At 64.8% G+C, this 17508-nt stretch carries 14 protein-coding genes; 8 read left to right on the top strand and 6 right to left on the bottom strand.

Features of this window, described 5'->3' with window-relative positions; translation table 11 throughout:
- Window positions 1-20 precede the first annotated feature (20 nt).
- From glyS to B5D38_RS03820, 6 genes are all read left to right on the top strand, one after another.
- Window positions 21-2228 (top strand): glycine--tRNA ligase subunit beta, encoded by a 2208-nt coding sequence (gene glyS, locus B5D38_RS03845; RefSeq protein ID WP_078707018.1) that lies wholly within the window; start codon window positions 21-23, stop codon window positions 2226-2228.
- A 350-nt stretch (window positions 2229-2578) separates the two neighbouring features.
- Entirely contained in the window at window positions 2579-4072 is a 1494-nt protein-coding gene (locus tag B5D38_RS22775; protein WP_342587343.1) for a glycoside hydrolase family 25 protein, read from the top strand.
- A gap of 150 nt (window positions 4073-4222) precedes the next feature.
- Complete coding sequence (locus B5D38_RS03835; RefSeq protein WP_078707016.1) at window positions 4223-4423, top strand: hypothetical protein; 201 nt, start codon at window positions 4223-4225, stop codon at window positions 4421-4423.
- Window positions 4424-4635: 212 nt separating this feature from the next.
- Window positions 4636-5634: an L-threonylcarbamoyladenylate synthase gene (locus B5D38_RS03830; protein ID WP_078707125.1), complete on the top strand. Its 999-nt coding sequence runs from the start codon at window positions 4636-4638 to the stop codon at window positions 5632-5634.
- 111 nt (window positions 5635-5745) lie between these two features.
- Window positions 5746-7173, top strand: a complete 1428-nt coding sequence (locus tag B5D38_RS03825) for an FAD-binding oxidoreductase (RefSeq protein ID WP_078707015.1) — start codon at window positions 5746-5748, stop codon at window positions 7171-7173.
- A gap of 170 nt (window positions 7174-7343) precedes the next feature.
- On the top strand, window positions 7344-7913 hold the full coding sequence (locus B5D38_RS03820; RefSeq protein ID WP_078707014.1) for a DUF6101 family protein: 570 nt from the start codon (window positions 7344-7346) through the stop codon (window positions 7911-7913).
- A gap of 73 nt (window positions 7914-7986) precedes the next feature.
- Here B5D38_RS03820 and ubiA read toward each other — a convergent pair whose 3' ends face one another.
- Window positions 7987-8985 carry a 4-hydroxybenzoate octaprenyltransferase gene (gene ubiA, locus B5D38_RS03815; RefSeq protein ID WP_078707013.1) on the bottom strand — a complete coding sequence of 333 codons (999 nt, stop codon included), beginning with the start codon at window positions 8983-8985 and terminating at the stop codon, window positions 7987-7989.
- 132 nt (window positions 8986-9117) lie between these two features.
- Between ubiA and purD the strand changes: the two genes are divergently transcribed.
- Entirely contained in the window at window positions 9118-10386 is a 1269-nt protein-coding gene (gene purD, locus B5D38_RS03810) for a phosphoribosylamine--glycine ligase (protein WP_078707012.1), read from the top strand.
- A gap of 85 nt (window positions 10387-10471) precedes the next feature.
- Entirely contained in the window at window positions 10472-12205 is a 1734-nt protein-coding gene (locus tag B5D38_RS03805; protein ID WP_078707011.1) for an acyl-CoA dehydrogenase domain-containing protein, read from the top strand.
- On the opposite strand, the gene B5D38_RS03800 is transcribed toward B5D38_RS03805, so the two are convergent.
- The 5 genes from B5D38_RS03800 to B5D38_RS03780 form a co-directional block, all read right to left on the bottom strand.
- Window positions 12184-13026, bottom strand: a complete 843-nt coding sequence (locus B5D38_RS03800; protein ID WP_078707010.1) for a fumarylacetoacetate hydrolase family protein — start codon at window positions 13024-13026, stop codon at window positions 12184-12186. The genes B5D38_RS03805 and B5D38_RS03800 overlap by 22 nt on opposite strands.
- 115 nt (window positions 13027-13141) lie before the next feature.
- Window positions 13142-14356, bottom strand: a complete 1215-nt coding sequence (locus B5D38_RS03795) for a class I SAM-dependent RNA methyltransferase (RefSeq protein ID WP_078707009.1) — start codon at window positions 14354-14356, stop codon at window positions 13142-13144.
- The gene (locus B5D38_RS03790; RefSeq protein WP_078707008.1) at window positions 14349-15110 is read right to left on the bottom strand and encodes a TlyA family RNA methyltransferase; all 762 of its coding nucleotides are present in this window, start codon (window positions 15108-15110) and stop codon (window positions 14349-14351) included. Before B5D38_RS03790 ends, B5D38_RS03795 begins: the two co-directional genes overlap by 8 nt.
- Window positions 15103-17019, bottom strand: coding sequence for a 1-deoxy-D-xylulose-5-phosphate synthase (gene dxs / locus B5D38_RS03785; RefSeq protein ID WP_078707124.1), 1917 nt, complete (start codon window positions 17017-17019; stop codon window positions 15103-15105). Before dxs ends, B5D38_RS03790 begins: the two co-directional genes overlap by 8 nt.
- 199 nt (window positions 17020-17218) lie before the next feature.
- Window positions 17219-17491 (bottom strand): exodeoxyribonuclease VII small subunit, encoded by a 273-nt coding sequence (locus B5D38_RS03780; RefSeq protein WP_078707007.1) that lies wholly within the window; start codon window positions 17489-17491, stop codon window positions 17219-17221.
- Window positions 17492-17508 lie beyond the last annotated feature (17 nt).

The raw sequence follows: 17508 nt of genomic DNA, 5'->3' as shown, positions 1-17508 counted from the left end.
TTTTGCACTGAACCGAGCCCATGCCAGACCTTCTGATCGAACTTCGCTCCGAGGAAATTCCCGCGCGGATGCAGAGAAAGGCCGCCGGCGACCTGAGGAAAATGGTCACCGACGCGCTGGTGGAGGCGGGCCTTCCTTATGAGGGCGCGCGCGAATACTGGACGCCGCGCCGGCTTGCGCTCGACATTCGCGGCGTTCCCGCCCGTTCAAAGGATGTGGTCGAAGAGCGCAAAGGCCCGCGCACCGACGCGCCGCAAAAGGCGATCGAGGGCTTCCTTCGCGGCGCCGGCCTCTCCTCGATCGAGGAGGCCGAGACGCGGTCCGACCCGAAGAAGGGCGACTTCTACGTCGCCGTGGTGAAGAAGCCGGGGCGCACGGCCGAGGCCGTGGTTGCCGAGGCGCTGCCCGCCATCATTCGCGATTTTCCCTGGCCGAAGTCGATGCGCTGGGGCGCTGCCTCGCGCCAGCCGGGAAGCCTGCGCTGGGTGCGGCCCCTGCAGTCGATCGTCTGCACCTTCGGCCCCGAGACCGAGGAGCCGGTGGTGGTCGAGTTCGTGGTGGGCGATCTCAAGGCGGGCAATGCCACCAAGGGTCATCGCTTCCACGCACCGCAAGAGTTCACGGTCCGCCGCTTCGAGGATTACGCCGACAAGCTCGCCAAGGCGCATGTCGTGCTCGACGCCGAGCGCCGCAAGGAGATGATCCGTCACGACGCGGAGAACCTCGCCTTCGCGCGCGGGCTGGAAGTCGTGCCGGACGAAGGACTGCTCGAGGAGGTTTCGGGCCTCGTCGAATGGCCGGTGACGCTGATGGGCACCTTCGAGGAGGCCTATCTCGAACTGCCGCCCGAGGTGGTCCAGCTCACCATCCGCGCGAACCAGAAGTGCTTCGTCACCCGTCCGCACGGCGGCGGCAACGGCAGGCTTTCCAACCACTTCATCCTTGTCTCCAACATCGAGGCGAAGGACGGCGGCGCCGAGATCGCGCGCGGCAACGGCAAGGTGGTGCGTGCCCGGCTCTCCGACGCGCTCTATTTCTGGCAGACGGACCAGGGCGATCTACCCGATCTTCCGGCGCTGGAGGCCTCGGCCGCCTCGCTCGGCCTTGATTTGAAGAAGCCGCTCGACCAGCGCATGGCCAAGCTTGACGCCCTCGGCGTCACCTTCCATGCCAAGATCGGCACGCAAGGTGAGCGCGTCCGCCGCATCGCCGCGCTTGCCGAGCAAATCGCGCCCGTGGTCGGCGCCGATCCGGCGCTCGCCGGGCGCGCGGCGCTGCTCGCCAAGGCGGACCTGACCACCGAGATGGTGGGCGAGTTCCCCGAGCTTCAGGGCTTGATGGGCCGTTATTATGCGGGGCTTCAGGGCGAGCATCCGAGTGTCCAGGCGGCGGTCGAGGAGCACTACAAGCCGCTCGGCCCCTCCGACCGCGTGCCGACAGACAAGGTGGCGGTGGCGGTGGCGCTGGCTGACAAGCTCGATACGCTGGTCGCCTTCTGGGCCATCGACGAGAAGCCCACGGGCTCCAAGGACCCCTATGCCCTCCGCCGCGCCGCCCTCGGCGTCATCCGGCTGGTGCTGGAGAACGGGCTGCGGGTGGATTTTCTCGACGTGATCCGAAACCACCACGCCCTGAATCTCGATGACAAGGCCAAGGGGGCATCACAGGTCGAGGTGTCTGTCGGCGATGTGCGCCATTTCCAGTCTCATGTTGACCTCCTCTCCTTCTTCCTCGATCGCCTGAAGGTGCAGTTGCGCGAGTCTGGCGCGCGGCACGATCTGGTGGATGCGGTGCTGACCGACACCAGCGACGACCTTCTCGACATCACCCGCCGCGTCGAGGCGCTGGGCGCCTTCCTGGATTCGGAAGACGGGAAGAACCTTCTCGCCGGCTATCGCCGCGCCGCCAACATCCTCGCCGCCGAAGAGAAGAAGGGCACGACGATCGCCGAAGCCGTGGACCTGGGGCTGCTTTCGGAGCCCGAGGAAAAGGCCTTGGCCGGTGCCATCGATCGGGCGGAAGTCGAGTTGGACGAGGCTCTCGGCACCGAGAACTACGCCCACGCCATGGCCGCTCTCGCCAAGCTCCGCGCGCCGGTCGACGCCTTCTTCGACAAGGTGCTGGTCAATGCCGAGGACGAGGGCGTGCGCGCCAATCGCCTGGCGCTGCTGACACGCATCCGCGAGGCGACGTTGAAGGTCGCGGACTTCTCCCGCGTCGCGGGCTGAGGCGGGCTTCCTGCGCTCTCGCGAACGATGATTCGCGCCCGCTCGTCCCAAGCAAGCTCCGGAAAACACCGGAGCTTGCGCCAACCTTGCCGCGTTCGCGGCACTTCGTCCTGAACGGGCAAGAACCTCGCCAGCATGGGTGTTTGTTAACAATTCGTGATCCGAACGCCCGGAACCCGCCCGATTGTGAGGCGAAAAGCTCCCCATCCGCTAGGGAACGGAGCGAGCCGCTTGGCTCGGGGGACCGGCCCTTCATTTTTTGGGACGACAGAATACACCGAGGGGACTGATCGGGGATGCAAAACGCGCGCGCCGCTGCTGCTGCGGCAGCTATGAGACTCGCCTGCGCTTTGACCGCTATTGTTCTTGTGTTTGCGGCCGCTCCGGCCGAAGCGGATTATAACAAGCCTTGGAAGCAGGATGACCGCGCGCTGGTCATCGATGCCTATGAATTCAATCCCATCGACTGGAAAGAGCTGACCGCCGACAAGCGGATTGCCGGCTTCATCAACAAGGCGTCCGATGGCCTGCCGCCAGAGTGGAACTGCTCGGGCAAGTCGGGAGACGAAGAGCTTCTGTGCAAGAACCGGTGGTGGAAGTACTCCGTCACCAAGGAGCTCTACATGACCCGTCGCGAGATGGCGAAGACCCTGGGTCTCAAGTGGGGCGCCTACCATCTCGGCCGTCCGGGAAACCCGCGCGAGCAGGCCGATCATTTCGTCGATTTCGCCGAGCCGGCGCCCGATGAGCTGATCGCCCTCGATATCGAGGACAACACGTCCGACTGGATGTCGCTGGCCGACGCCGAGATCTTCGCCAACCAGATCAAGATCCGTCTCGGCCGCTATCCGGTGCTCTATACCAACGGCTCGACCGCGAAGTGGATCGCCGAGCACAAGGCCGACTACCCGCTGCTCTCGCGCCTGCCGCTTTGGTACGCCCGCTATCGCGAGGACATCACCGGGCTTTTCCCGACCGATACCTGGCCGACCTACGCGCTGTGGCAGTTTTCCTCGATGCACAACTGCAATGCCAAGTCCTGCCCCTATCGCGTGAAGGGCGCCAAGAACGATATCGACGTCAACGTCGCCTCGCTTGACGTCGAGGGGCTCAAGGCGGCATGGCCGTTCAACGATCTGGTCGACAGGCAGGACGACGCCCCCGCGAATGGTTCATCGCTGATCGCAAGCCTCGAGGACAAGGCCGAGCTGGCTGTGAAGGCGGTCGCCGGGTCGTTCGCCTCGGTCAAGGAAAGCTTCGCTTCCGCCACCAAGGTCGCGCAGGCGCAGGCCAGGACGTCGAGCAATCCGAGCAACAGTGAATTCCATTCCATGATGGCGGCCTACGGCCCGTCGACTTCTCGCGCTCCGGTCGACCCGCTGAAGCTCATCAGCGAGGCGGCCTACCAAAAGCCGCAGGTCTCCGACTGGAAGCATGCGGATCCTGTCGCTCGTTCGCCGGAGCCCGCCCCTGCGACGAAGCCGGTCGCGAGCGCCAAGACGACGCCCGTCGACAGCCTCAGAGATGCACGCGGCGAGATGCGCGCCGTGGCCTCCATCGTCTCGGCCACAAAGAACCCCATCGTCGTGCCGGCGCCGAAGGTGCCCGCGAACGCCCTGGAAGGGCGAGGCCTGCTCTCCAAGGAGCAGAAGTCCCGCCTTCAGGAAATGCTGCGGACTGCGGCCAACGAAGACAAGGCCGAGGCGACCCTTCCCATGCCCGCCTATGTCCTCTCGCAGGAGACGGCTATCGGGGCAGGGCGCGGGCCCCGTCTGGCGAGCACCTCCGAAACGCCGGAGAGCGCCGACAATCGGGTGCTTTTGGCCTTCGAAGCGACGCGCTGACACCGCAATACCCTCACGATCAGACGAAAAAGCCGGGGAGCGCCCAAAGCGCCCTCCGGCTTTTTCTCGTTAGTCGGGAACCAATGTCGCATCCCCTCATTCCTATTGGCGTTGACGCTTCGCGAACCATAAGTGAAGTGGAGTATCGTAATGAACAATAGAACGATCGGCTGGATCATCGGCATCATCGTCGTGGTCATCGTCGTGTGGGTGGTCTGGGATTGGACGGCCGGAACTACGACCGAAACCACCGTGCCCGCCACGACGACGGAGCAAGGCGTGACGCCGCCTGCGACGACCGAACCCTCGGGCACTGCCGAGCCCAACACGACGGCGCCCGCAGCCCAGTAACGCGGCCTCGCCGCAAATCGAGTTTCCCCCGTCCGGCCCCTCCCGGACGATACGGGCAGCGGCCTCCCCCCTCGGGCCGCTGCCCGCCTCGTTTATGCGCGCTGCTTCTGCCCTGGCGGCATCCCGCTATGAGCGTGAAAAGACGCAAGAGCCTTGCCATGCAGCCTTCGTTGCGTGAAAAGCCAAGCGAGGATCGGAAGGTGCAGGGCATGATGACGAGAACGATATCGGCAGGCCCAACGGCGGTCGCCGAGGCCGCGTCCTCTCTTACGGCTGGCAATCTCGTCGCCATCCCCACCGAAACCGTTTATGGGCTCGCGGCGGACGCCACCAACGGAGCGGCTGTCGCTGCGATTTTTGAGGCCAAGGGCCGGCCGCACTTCAATCCCTTGATCTCCCATGTCGACAGTCTGGCCATGGCCCGCCGGATCGTCGTCTTCGACGAGGTCGCCACGCTTCTGGCCGAACGCTACTGGCCGGGGCCGCTGACGCTGGTGTTGCCGGCGCGCCCGGAAGCGGCCGTTCATCCCTTGGTTTCAGGCGGTCTTTCGACCCTTGCCGTCCGGGCGCCGCGAGGTATTGCCGCCGAGATCATCACCGCGCTCGGCCGGCCTGTGGCCGCCCCCAGCGCCAACCCCTCAGGCCGAGTGAGCCCGACGACGGCGGCCCATGTCGTCCATGGTCTGTCCGGTCGGATCGACCTCGTCGTGGATGGTGGTCCCTGCAGCGTCGGCCTCGAATCGACCATCGTCGCGCCGGAAGTCGGTCGGATCGCGCTTCTCCGGGCCGGTGCGATCACCGCCGAGGAAATCGCCGCACTTACCGGCCTGCCCGTCGTTCGACCTGACGAAAACGAGGCGATTCGCGCGCCAGGCCAGATGAAGAGCCACTATGCGCCGGCCGGCGCGGTACGGCTCGAGGCGAGGAGCGTCCGTCCCGGCGACCATCTGATCAAATTCGGCGGCGCGGTGCTGGAAGGCGAGGAGGGGGCCGCGGCCGTCATCGACCTTAGCCCTGCGGGTGACTTGCGCGAGGCCGCGGCCAATCTCTTCGCTGCGCTTTCCGCCTTCGATCGGTCCGACATCGCGCGGATTGCCGTTTCGCCCATCCCTCAATCGGGCCTGGGGGAGGCGATCAACGATCGGCTGCGCCGCGCCGCTGCGCCGCGACAAGATGCCTCGACGTCGGCGGTCGGGAGCGCTAGAGCTTAACGGCTGCCAGGATGGTTCAGGCTTGCTTGGCGGATCACCTGTGAATCCAGGATCGAACGAGGGCGCGAGGCACAGCTTTCCGCCGTCACGGTCCTTGTCCTTGCGAACGAAATGACCTCGAACCCTTCGCCTCTTTCGCCGGATTTGATCCAGCGCTTCGCCGCCATCGTCGGCCCCGCTCACGCCCTGACCGATGCGGCTTTGATCGAGCCCTTCGTGCATGAGCCGCGCGACCGCTTCACCGGTCATACGAATCTCGTGCTGCGCCCCGGCAGTCGCGATGAAGTCTCGGCGATCATGCGGCTCGCCTCCGATACCCGGATGGCTGTGGTTCCCCAGGGCGGAAACACAGGCCTCGTCGGTGGGCAGCAGCCGCTTTCGGCGAACGAGGTGATCCTCTCCCTGTCGCGGCTCAACCATATCCTCGATGTCGATCCCGTCGGGCGCACCATGGTCGTGGAGGCCGGCGTCGTCCTGTCGCGCATCCAGGATGAGGCGGAGCGTCATGGCTGCCTTTTTCCTCTGTCCCTCGGCTCGGAAGGTTCTTGCCAGATTGGCGGCAATCTTTCTTCGAACGCCGGCGGCATCGGGGTTTTGGCCTATGGCAACGCGCGCGAACTCTGCCTTGGGCTTGAGGCCGTGCTGCCCTCAGGCGAGGTTTTTCATGGTCTTAAGCGGCTGCGCAAGGACAATCGCGGCTACGACCTCAAGGATCTCCTGATCGGTTCAGAAGGGACGCTGGCCATCATCACGGCCGCTGTTCTGAAGCTCTATCCCGCTCCAGCCGCACGCGAACTCGCCTATGTCGGCGTGGATTCGCCCGAGAAGGCGCTTCGCCTTTTCCAGGATGCGCAGAAGCGCGCGGCGGGAGAACTCACCGCTTTCGAGCTTCTGCCGCGCATCGGCATGGAATTCTCGCTGAAGCACGGCGTCGGGCTGCGCGATCCGCTGTCCTCGCCCCATCCCTGGTACGTCCTCATCGAGATCACTTCCGGCCACTCGGCGGATGATGCCAGCTCGACGCTGGAGGAAATCCTCGGCCACGCCCTGGAGGAGGACCTCATCCGCGACGCCGTCATCGCCCAGTCGCTTTCCGACGCGGCGATGTTCCGGCGTATTCGCGAGGACATGAGCTGGGCGCAGAAGCCCGAGGGTGGCTCCATCAAGCATGATATCGCCGTGCCCGTGGCGCGCGTTCCCGAATTTCTGCGCCGCGCCGACCCGGCGGTTCTGGAGGCCATCCCCGGCGCGCGCATCGTTGCCTTCGGTCATCTCGGCGACGGCAATATTCACTACAACATCAGCCAGCCCGTCGGCGCCGATCGTGAGGCCTATCTGGCGCGGTGGGAAGAAATCAACGCGATCGTCCACGGTATCGTGCGCGACATGGGCGGCACGTTTTCCGCCGAACATGGCATCGGCCAGTTGAAGAGGGAGGAACTTGCCCGCACCGCCGGCCACGTGGAGATCGATTTGATGAAGCGGATCAAGGCCGTGTTCGATCCTTACAATATCCTGAATCCGGGTAAAGTTATCTAAAGCTTTAGTATTTGCATTCTGATAACCTTCGAGACAATGATAAACACTTAACCGAATTTATTAGGCCGTCTGCAATGGCGCCTCTGTAGCCTCATCTCATCAGATCGGAATCACCGATCGATGAATAGCCGGAAACTTCCGGCAGCAGGACAGGCAAGAGGCGTTAACAGATGACCACCGTTCCGAGCCCTGAGGTCGGCAAACCCGATTGGGCTTCTGCGCCGATCCGAATGGATCCTTGCTACGACGGCTGTCAGAGCATCGAGATGGAGAGAGACGGCGAGATCGTCCTCTATCGGGTCAGCCATCGCGGTGCCGTGGTGCGCCGCATGCTCGATCGCAGCAAGATGCCAGTTTCGATTGCACTGGCTCCCACCGCATTTCGAGGCGTTGCCGCCCGCGCGATGGAAGAAGCGAGCGGAGAAGTCACCGTCACGCTCGAACTCTACCATGACGACCCGCTTCTCAGCGTGCCGTTGCTGGTCGCCAGCGATCTCTACGACGTGGCGGCCGATTGGCGCTCCTGGTCGGATCTTTTCCGGCTGCCGATGCTGATGGTCGAGGCGGATGGCACCGCTCGCCCTCTGGAAGAGACATTGGGCACGGTGCGCACACAGCGGCCAAAGCCGCGCCGTCGCTCATGCAGCAAGGACCGGCGTCCTCGCTTCCTGGCTCGTCGCAAGCCGGGCCTCGGCGTCAGGATGGTTGTCGACGGCGACGAAATCATCGCCCGTAGCTAACGAACGATCACCAACTTTCCAAAAAGCCGGGTCGGCAGCAGGCGACCCGGCTTTTTGCGTTCTTACGCTGGTATCAGCCGATCGGGAAAGACAGTTTCCATAGCGCGGAAAAGATCAACCCGAAGAAGATGATCCAGCCGAAGACGGTGTTCGATTTGAAGAGCCGCAGGCATTGGTCGGCGTCATCGATGTCGAGCGTCATTATCTGCCAGCTCATCTGCAGGGCGCCGATAGCGAGACCGCAATAGGCGGGCCAGGCGGGGCCGCCAGCCGTCGTACCCGCCATGAAGAACGAGGCCGCCATGAAAAGGATCGTTCCGAGATAGAGCACGGTCAGCGCGCTCTTCGTATGGCGCCCGAACAGCCGCGCCGTGGAGCGCACGCCGATCAGGGCATCGTCCTCCTTGTCCTGATGAGCGTAGATCGTGTCGTATCCGATCGTCCACAGGATGCACCCCGCATAGAGCAGCAACGGCGCTCGCTCGAGCCCGCCCCAGTAGGCCGCCCATCCCATCAGCGCGCCCCAGGAGAAGGCGAAGCCCAGCCCGAGCTGCGGCCAATCGGTGATGCGCTTCAGGAACGGGTAGACGGCGACGATCGCCAACGAGGCGATGCCGAGCAGGATCGCGAAGACATTGAACTGGAGCAGCACCAAGAGGCCGACCAGTGCCTGGACGACCAGGAAGAGCTTGGCCTCAAGCCGCGACACGCGGCCGGAGGGGAGGGGGCGCGAACGGGTGCGGGCAACCTTCGAATCGATGCCTTCGTCGATGAGGTCGTTGTAGGTGCAGCCGGCCCCACGCATGGCGATGGCGCCGATGACGAAGAGGAGGAGATGCCAACCCGACGGCAGGCCCGTGTGGACCGCGCTCGGCGTGAATCGCTGCGGCGCCAGCGCCGCCGCCCACCAGCATGGCCAGAGCAAAAGCTGCCAGCCGATGGGCCGGTCCCAGCGCGCGAGCTGGGCATACGGCCATACGCCACGCGGCAGCACGCGATAGACCCAATTGTTGGACGGGGCGTCGGATACGCGTTCTGCCGCGCGGGCAACGCCAGGTCGGAGATTCTTCATGGCCGGAGAGTGCCGCCCTTCTTACGTCCGTCAAGAGGTTTTCGTCAGCGCTGCGGAGCGCTGGCCTTGACCTAAGCCCCGCCGCCTTCCTAATCGCTTTTTGCGGTAAAGCCGAATCCTGGAAGGGTGCCCATGACCACCAATGTGTTGCTGATCGGTTCCGGCGGGCGCGAAGCTGCTCTTGCCTGGAAAATCGCCCGCTCGCCGGAGCTTGGTGCCTTCTATGCCGCCCCGGGAAATCCGGGAATCGCGGACCATGCCGAGATCGTGGAACTCGATGCGGCCGACCACCAAGCGGTGGTGGCCTTCTGCCGCGATCGCGAGATAGGGCTCGTTGTCGTCGGGCCGGAGGCGCCTCTCGTGGCGGGGCTTGCGGATGCTCTTGCCGGTGCCGGCATCCCCGTATTCGGTCCATCGGCCGCGGCGGCGCGCCTGGAAGGCTCCAAGGGCTTCACCAAGGATTTCTGCGCCCGCTGGACGATCCCGACGGCGCGCTACCGCCGCTTCGATGCGCTGGCCGAGGCCGAGGCGCATGTGCGCCGCGAGGGCGCGCCCATCGTCATCAAGGCGGATGGCCTCGCCGCAGGCAAGGGCGTCACCGTCGCGATGACGGTTGAGGAGGCCATCCTGGCGCTGAGGACCTGCTTTGCGGGCACGGACGAGGCCGAGGTCGTGATCGAGGAATATCTTGAGGGCGAGGAGGCGAGTCTCTTTTGCCTCTGCGACGGCGAGCGCGCACTTCCCTTTGGTACAGCGCAGGACCACAAGCGCGCTTTCGACGGTGACCGCGGCCCCAACACGGGCGGGATGGGCGCAATTTCCCCGGCTTTCGGCTTGACGCAGGACCTGTTCCTGCGCGCCATGGACGAGATCATCGAGCCGACGGTGCGGGGGATGAAGGAGGAAGGCGCGCCTTTTGCCGGCGTGCTCTATGCTGGCCTGATCCTGACCGAGCAGGGGCCGAAGCTCATCGAATACAATGTTCGCTTCGGCGATCCCGAATGCCAGGTGCTGATGATGCGCCTGGAAAGCGACCTCCTGCCCATCCTCCTGGCAGCGGCCAACGGCGATTTGTCGGCCGTTTCTCCGGTCTGGTCGCACGATGCGGCCGTGACCGTGGTCATGGCCGCCGAAGGCTATCCCGGCGAATACCGCAAGGGCACCATCATCGGCGCGCTGCCGCCGGAGGATGAGAAGAGCGTCATCTTCCAGGCAGGGACCGCGCGAGATGGCGACCGGCTTCTCGCCAATGGAGGCCGCGTCCTTTGCGTGACGGCGCGCGGAGCGAACGCGCGGGAAGCGACTCGGCTGGCCTACGAAACGGTCGAGCGCGTCGATTGGCCTGAGAGCTTCTACCGCTCCGATATCGGCCACCACGCCATCATGCGCGAGCCCATGTGAGGAGAACGTGCCCTTTCGTGGCTGGCCAAAGCGGATCGGGCGCTTACCTTCGCTTCAACGGCAGACGCAACGTCGGAGCCTCGACATGGCCATTCCCCGCAAGCTCGCTCGCTCCGCTTTCAAATGGTCGCGGCAGGTTCTGCCCCCGCTTTCTGAGGCAGAGCGCACGGCGATCGCCAGCAATGGTGCTTGGTGGGTGGCCGACTTGCTGGGCGGTGCGCCCGATTGGGACAAGCTCGTCGCACTGCCGCCGGCGCGGCTGACGGTCGAGGAGCAGGCATTCTTCGACGGGCCGGTGGCCGAACTTTGCGCGTTGTCGCGAAATCTCCAGGAGCGCGGCGAAGCATCCGATGAGGTGGTGGATCCGGCCCTCCTCGACGTCCTTGAGAGTAAAGGCTTTTTCCGGCTCGGTCTCGCCAGGAGCGAGGGTGGGCTGGGCTTCTCCCACACTGCCCAATCGGAGATATTGCGCCAGCTCGCCTCCATCGAGCCTCGCCTGCTTCTGTTTGTCTGCCGCCGGTCCGGCGCGATCTCCGAGGGCCTGGCGTTGCCGGCCGTGGCCGCTGCCGGCGCCGCCGTCTGCGCTCGCGCTGCCGGGGCATGGGCCGCGATCGCCTCGGTGGGCGAGACGCCGCTGGCGAGCACCGAGGCGGTGCGTCATGCGCTTGCGGAGCTTCTTGCAGAAATCTATCGGCTCGACGCGATGCGTTTGCTCGCTGCGTCGGCTCTCGATGCGGGGCACCGGGCGTCGCTCCTCTTGTCGGTCGTTGGAGAGGATGCGGCGGAGGGCCTTCACCGGTCCCTGAATCTCGCCGAGGCAATCTTTGGTGCGGCGACGCCAAATGGCGTCGGTCATTCGTTGCAGGCGACTAGCTTTCGGCAGACGGCGCCAGAGATCCTCGGCCGCGATGCATCGCCGCTCTCTGACCGGCGCCGCGCTTTCTTCGCCGAGATGGTTCTGCGCGCTCACGCCTTCTGGCCGGAGGAAAGAGCTGCCGTGTCAGAAAATGATGCGGTGCTGGGCCTTGAAGCGTTTGAAAAGCCGTTCGCCGGCCACCTCGCACATGGAGCCCTTGCCAAGGGGCGGGCCTTCCTCAGCGGTTGGACGGGCGGGCTCGTCGCTCACGCGCCGGAGCATGCGGAAAACGTGCAGCATTGGCAGCAGCTCTCGCGCTACGCAGCGGCGTTTTCCTTTCTCAGCGAGTTGGTCCTGCTCACCCTCGGCTCAGAGCTCGATGGGAAAGACCTGATCGGTCGTCGCCTTGCGGTCATTCTCTCCGAGCTTACCGCTCTTTCGGCTGTTCTGAAGCGCTTCGAGTGCGACGCATGTCCCGACGAGGACCGGCCGCTGGTCGACTACCTGATGGCCCGGGGGATCGCCCGTCTTCGCCTTGCTTTCAGCGCGGTCATCGACAATCTGCCGGCGCGCTGGGCTGCGCTGCTCTTTCGGCTCACCGCTTTTCCACTCGGTGTGTCCGTTCCGGCGGCGGCCGACGATCTTGCCTGCGAGGTGGGCGCGATCCTGGCCAGCCCGTCGCATCAGCGCTCGCGTTTGACCCAAGGACTTTGCGTTGCCAATGACGAACGCCCGATGAACCTGGAGCGCGCCTTCGCGCAGGTCAGCGCCGCGCGGCCGTTGCAAGAGCGGCTACGCGACGCCGGCCTCGGCGGCGATTTGGACGAGGCGCTGGCCGAAGGGCTTCTTTCGGAAGAGGAGTGGGCGCAGCTCCGCGAGGCCAACGCTGCCCAGACCGAATTCGTTAGCAGAACTGCGGCACCCGAGCCTGCTCGATCACCTCACGCGGAAACGCAGACGTAATTGTGTTCGCCCAGTCCGGTCGCGGAAAGGCGCATCCGATCTCCTGCCTTGAGAAAACGCGGAGGATCATAGGAGAGGCCGACGCCACCCGGCGTTCCCGTCAGGATCACGTCGCCCGGCTCAAGGCGCATAAAGCGCGAAATGTAGGAAACGAGATACGGCACCTTGAACACCATGTCCCTGGTGCTGCCGTTCTGCTGTTCCTCGCCGTTCACCTCCAGCCGGAGAATGATGTCGTCATAGCCGGCCATCTCGTCCCGTGTGACCAGCCAGGGGCCGAGGGGCGAGAACGTGTCGTGAGACTTGCCCTTCATCCATTGGCCGCTGCGCTGGAGCTGGAAGTTGCGCTCGGTGATGTCGTTTCCGATCGTGAAACCCGCGATGTAGTTCATCGCGGTCTCCACCGACACGTATTTGGCGGTCCGGCCGATGACGACGGCCAGTTCCACGCCCCAATCAGTTCGCGCCGACATGCGAGGGATCTCGATATTGTCGGTAGGCCCGCTGGCGGCCGTCGATGCCTTGGCAAAGAGCGTCGGCTCCGGATTGATCTTGAACCCTGCAAGGCGCGCGGCATCCGGATAATTGGGGCCGACGCCGAGTATCTTGCCGATGCCGGAAATCGGCGCGCAAAGACGAACCCCCGGCTCTACCTCGGGGAAATCCGCCAGTGTCAGCTTTTCGAGCCGAGCGAGATTATCCGGATCGAGATTTGGTCCCGAGAGTGCGGGCATGACTTCGGAAAGATCGCGAATCACACCGTCGGCGCCGATGGCGCCAGGCTTCTCTGAACCCCGCAGTCCGAACCGGACAAATCGCATGAAAGTCTCCCGTCTTGTCCCTCGAAAACGGTATGCGGCGAATCGAGTTCCGCCAGGCGGTGGCAGGCTAACCGAATTACAACCAACGCGCGACGCCTCTTATGTGTCGGCACCCTTACCGAGTAAGGAGGGCCACGGCTTCCACATGGTGAGACCATAAAAACTGGTCTATGGGCGTGACGGATTGAAGACGAAATCCTCCAACCAAAAGGATATTTAGGTCACGGGCCAGTGTCGTGGGATTGCAGGATACCGCGACCAGCCGCGTCACTTGAGCGCGGGCGAGTTCATGGCAGAGCGCTTCCGCCCCGACGCGCGGAGGATCGAAGACGATGCCATCGAAGCGTGAGAGCTCCTTGGCCGTCAGAGGCCGGCGAAAAAGGTCGCGGCGCTCGCTCGTGACTGGCTTCAGGCCGCCCGCGTGTCGTGCCGCCTGATCGAGAGCCGACAGTGCCGGCGCGTCACTTTCCACCGCATGGACGCGGGCGCCTTTCGCGAGCCTGAGAGCGAAAGCGCCGCTTCCGGCAAAGAGATCCGCCACCTGCCGGGCGCCCTTGAGATAACCCAGGGTCAGGTCGGCCATCGCCGCCTCGGCCTCCGCAACCGCCTGGAGAAAGCCGCCGGGAGGCGGCACCATGGCCGTCCCCGCGACGTCGATGACCGGCCGCCGTGCTTCGACGACGGCTTCGCCATTGACCGTGAGGCGGGCGAAATCCTGCTGGAGGGCGAGGCAGATCAAGGCCTGACGTGACGACTCTTCCAGGCGCGCGGCTTCGGAAACAGCGATGTCCAGGCCGGACGCCGTGGCGGTCACGGTTAGCCGTGCCGGGCGGCGGCGATCGATTACGAGGGCGGCGAGCTTGCGAAGATCATCAAGCCGGCTGGCGATCGCCGGCACGACGACGAGGCAGACCGACAGATCGGCGAGGCGGTGGCTTTCCGCCTCGAAGAAGCCTAGCTGAACGCGCCCACCCTGGCGCGACGCGGAAAAGACGGCGCGCCGGCGCGAGGCAGGCGGGCAGGGCACGAGTCCGTCCACCTCGGTCTCGATGCCGCGTCGGGCGAGCGCCTGCACGACGAGATCGCGCTTCCACGCCCGATAGAACTCCTCGCTCGCATGCTGAACGTCGCAGCCGCCGCAGGCGCCGAAATGCGGGCAGGGCGCAGGGCGACGTTCGGAGGAAGGTTCAAGGATTCGATTGGTTGGACCGGAGCCAATCTCCACCAGTTCGCCCGGTAACGTGAAGGGCACAAAAGTTGGCTTGCCGGCAAGCTCGGCAACGCCATCGCCCTTTGCGCCGAGGCTCTGGATACGCACTGTCTCAGCCATTCTTGATGCCCGCGAGGAGAAATTCCCGGTTGCCGTCGCCGCCGGTGATGGGAGAAGGAATGAGGCCGACGGGCCGCCATCCCGGCTGCTCTGCGAGCCAGTCACGAAGCTCTTCGGCGACACGCGGTCCATCGGCCGGATCGCGCAGCAACCCGCCCTTGCCGATGGCGGCGGGGCCGGCCTCAAACTGCGGTTTGACCAGCAGAACTGCCGCTGCATCGGCCTCGGCGAGGGCGAGCGCCGCCGGCAGGGCGAGCTTGAGCGAGATGAACGATACGTCCGAAACGACGACGCCAATCGTCACGCTTCCCAGATGCTCGCGCTGGAGGTCCCGGGCATTCAACCCCTCATGGGCCGTGACGCGCGGATCACCGGCGATCGAGGGATGAAGCTGGCCATGGCCAACGTCAATGGCCGTCACGTGCACTGCGCCGCGTTCCAGAAGAACCTGCGTGAAGCCGCCGGTGGACGCCCCGACATCGAGCGCGGCGCGGCCCGCTACCGGCACAGCGAAGGCGTCGAGCGCGGCGATGAGCTTCAGCGCGGCGCGCGAGACATAGGCCGAGGCCGGATCGTCCAGTGTAATGATGGCACCACCGGCGATCATCTGCCCCGGCTTTTCGGCTGGGGCTCCATCGACCAAGACATGGCCCCGCAGGATGGCGTCACGCGCGCGGGCGCGGCTCGCCGCAAGCCCTCTCGCGGCCATGACGGCGTCGAGGCGAAGCCGCTCGCCGGCTTTGTCGCTAGGCATGCATGGTGCGCTTGGCTTGTTCGCCGAGGGCTTTGAACACAGCGTCTATGATGCCCGCCTTGTCCAGCCCAGCCTGGGTGATCATCGCTTCGGGCGTTGCGTGCTCGACGAAGCGGTCCGGCATCACCAGCGCCCGCACCTTGAGCCCCGAATCCATCAATCCCGCCTGGGAGAGGAACTGGAACACTTGGGTGGCAAAGCCGCCCACGGCGCCTTCCTCCACCAAGATCAGCGCCTCGTGATCGCGCGCAAGTCTGAGCACGAGATCATGGTCGAGCGGTTTGGCAAAGCGCGCATCGGCGACCGTTGCCGGAAGGCCGAAGGAATCCAACTCCTCCGCCGCAGCAAGCGCGTCGGCGAGCCGAGTGCCGAACGAGAGAATGGCGATCTTGCCGCCTTCCCGGACAATCCGCCCCTTGCCGATCTCCAGCGCCTCGCCCCGCGTCGGCAAATCGACGCCCGTGCCGCCGCCGCGCGGATAGCGGAAGCTGATCGGCCCTTCGTCATAGAGCGTGGCGGTGCGCACCATGTGAACAAGTTCCGCCTCGTCCGCCGGCGCCATGACCACCATGCCCGGCAGCGGCGCCAGGAAGTTCGTGTCGAAGGAGCCCGCATGGGTGGCGCCATCGGCTCCGACGAAACCCGCGCGATCGATGGCGAAACGAACCGGCAGACGCTGGATCGCCACATCGTGGACGATCTGGTCGTAGGCGCGCTGGAGAAAGGTGGAATAGATGGCGCAGAAGGGCTTGTAGCCTTCGGCGGCGAGCCCTGCGGCGAAGGTCACGGCGTGCTGCTCGGCGATACCGACATCGAAGCAGCGCTTCGGGAAGGCGCTCTGGAACTTGTCGAGGCCGGTCCCGGCCGGCATCGCCGCCGTGATGGCAACGATCTTGTCGTCCTCGGCCGCCTCTTTGAGCAAGGACTCGGCGAAGACGCCCGTATAGGTCGGCGCGTTGGCCTTGGACTTGGCCTGTGTGCCGGTGATCACGTCGAACTTGCTGACGCCGTGGTACTTGTCCTCTGAATGCTCAGCCGGCTGATAGCCCTTGCCCTTCTTGGTCACGACATGAACGAGGATCGGGCCGTTCTTGGCGTCCCTCACATTCTTAAGGACGGGCAGAAGATGGTTGAGGTCGTGGCCATCGATGGGACCGACATAATAGAAGCCGAGCTCCTCGAAGAGGGTGCCGCCGGTAAAGAGGCTGCGCGTCAGCTCTTCCGTGCGCCGCGCACCCTGTCTCACCGCGCCGGGCAGATAGTTGGTCAGGGTCTTGGCCGTGTCGCGCAGGGTGCGATAGGTCTTTCCGGAAACGAGCCGGGCGAGATAGGCGCTCATCGCCCCCGTCGGCGGAGCGATCGACATGTCGTTGTCGTTGAGGATGACGATCAGCCGTTCATCCAGCGCTCCGGCATTGTTCATGGCTTCATAGGCCATGCCGGCGGACATGGCGCCGTCGCCGATCACCGCCACAACGCGGTTGCTGGCGCCTGAAAGATCGCGCGCCACGGCCATGCCGAGAGCCGCCGAGATGGATGTTGAGGAGTGGCCGGCGCCGAAGGCATCGTAGGGGCTCTCGTCCCGCTTGGCGAAGCCGGAAAGCCCGCCCTCCTGGCGCAGCGTGCCCATCAGGGAGCGCCGGCCCGTGATGATCTTGTGCGGGTAGGCCTGATGGCTCACGTCCCAGACCAGGCGGTCGTCGGGCGTGTTGAAGACATAGTGGAGGGCGACGGTCAATTCGACAACGCCGAGGCCCGCCCCAAGATGCCCACCGGTCTTCGAGACGCAGTCGATCAGGTCTGTACGAAGCTCGTCGGCCACCTGCCGCAGCTTGCTTTCCGGAAGACGCCTCAGTTCCTCAGGGGTCGCGATAGTGTCGAGGAGCGGCGTTTTCGACTCGGATGTCACGGCGGGAATGACCTTCTGTCTGGGCGTCCCTAGCAGGATAACGAAGTGCCGGATGCCCTTGAGCTTCAGCCTCCGCCAGAAGCGCCGGCACGGTGTCCGCACCCGGCGCGAGTTCTTCTTAAGATCGTTTCCAAACCACGACAATCAACCCGGTAAAGCAGATTTCAAGTCACGGCATTGGAAATACGGTTCGCAGGGGTTAGCCGAGATCCAGCGGTTCCGTCCCCTCGGGCTTGCCCGTCCGCGACAGCTTGATCTTCTCGATCCTGTCTTCGGCGGCGGAAAGAAGACGCTCGCAGTGGTTCTTCAGCTTCTCGCCGCGCTCATAGATGCGGATCGACCGATCAAGAGGGACTTCGCCATGCTCGAGATCGGCGACAATTCGCTCAAGGGCCGCCAGAGCCTCTTCGAAGGTCATCCTGCGGATATCGGAGTCGTCGGCCGGCAGGGACTGTTCGGTTGTCTCGCTCATGGAATTCCATTGTTTGG

The sequence above is a fragment of the Consotaella salsifontis genome, from assembly GCF_900167365.1.
Lineage (GTDB): Bacteria > Pseudomonadota > Alphaproteobacteria > Rhizobiales > Rhizobiaceae > Consotaella > Consotaella salsifontis.
Note: the sequence above shows the minus strand (reverse complement) of the source record. Positions and strands in the feature narration are given on the sequence as shown.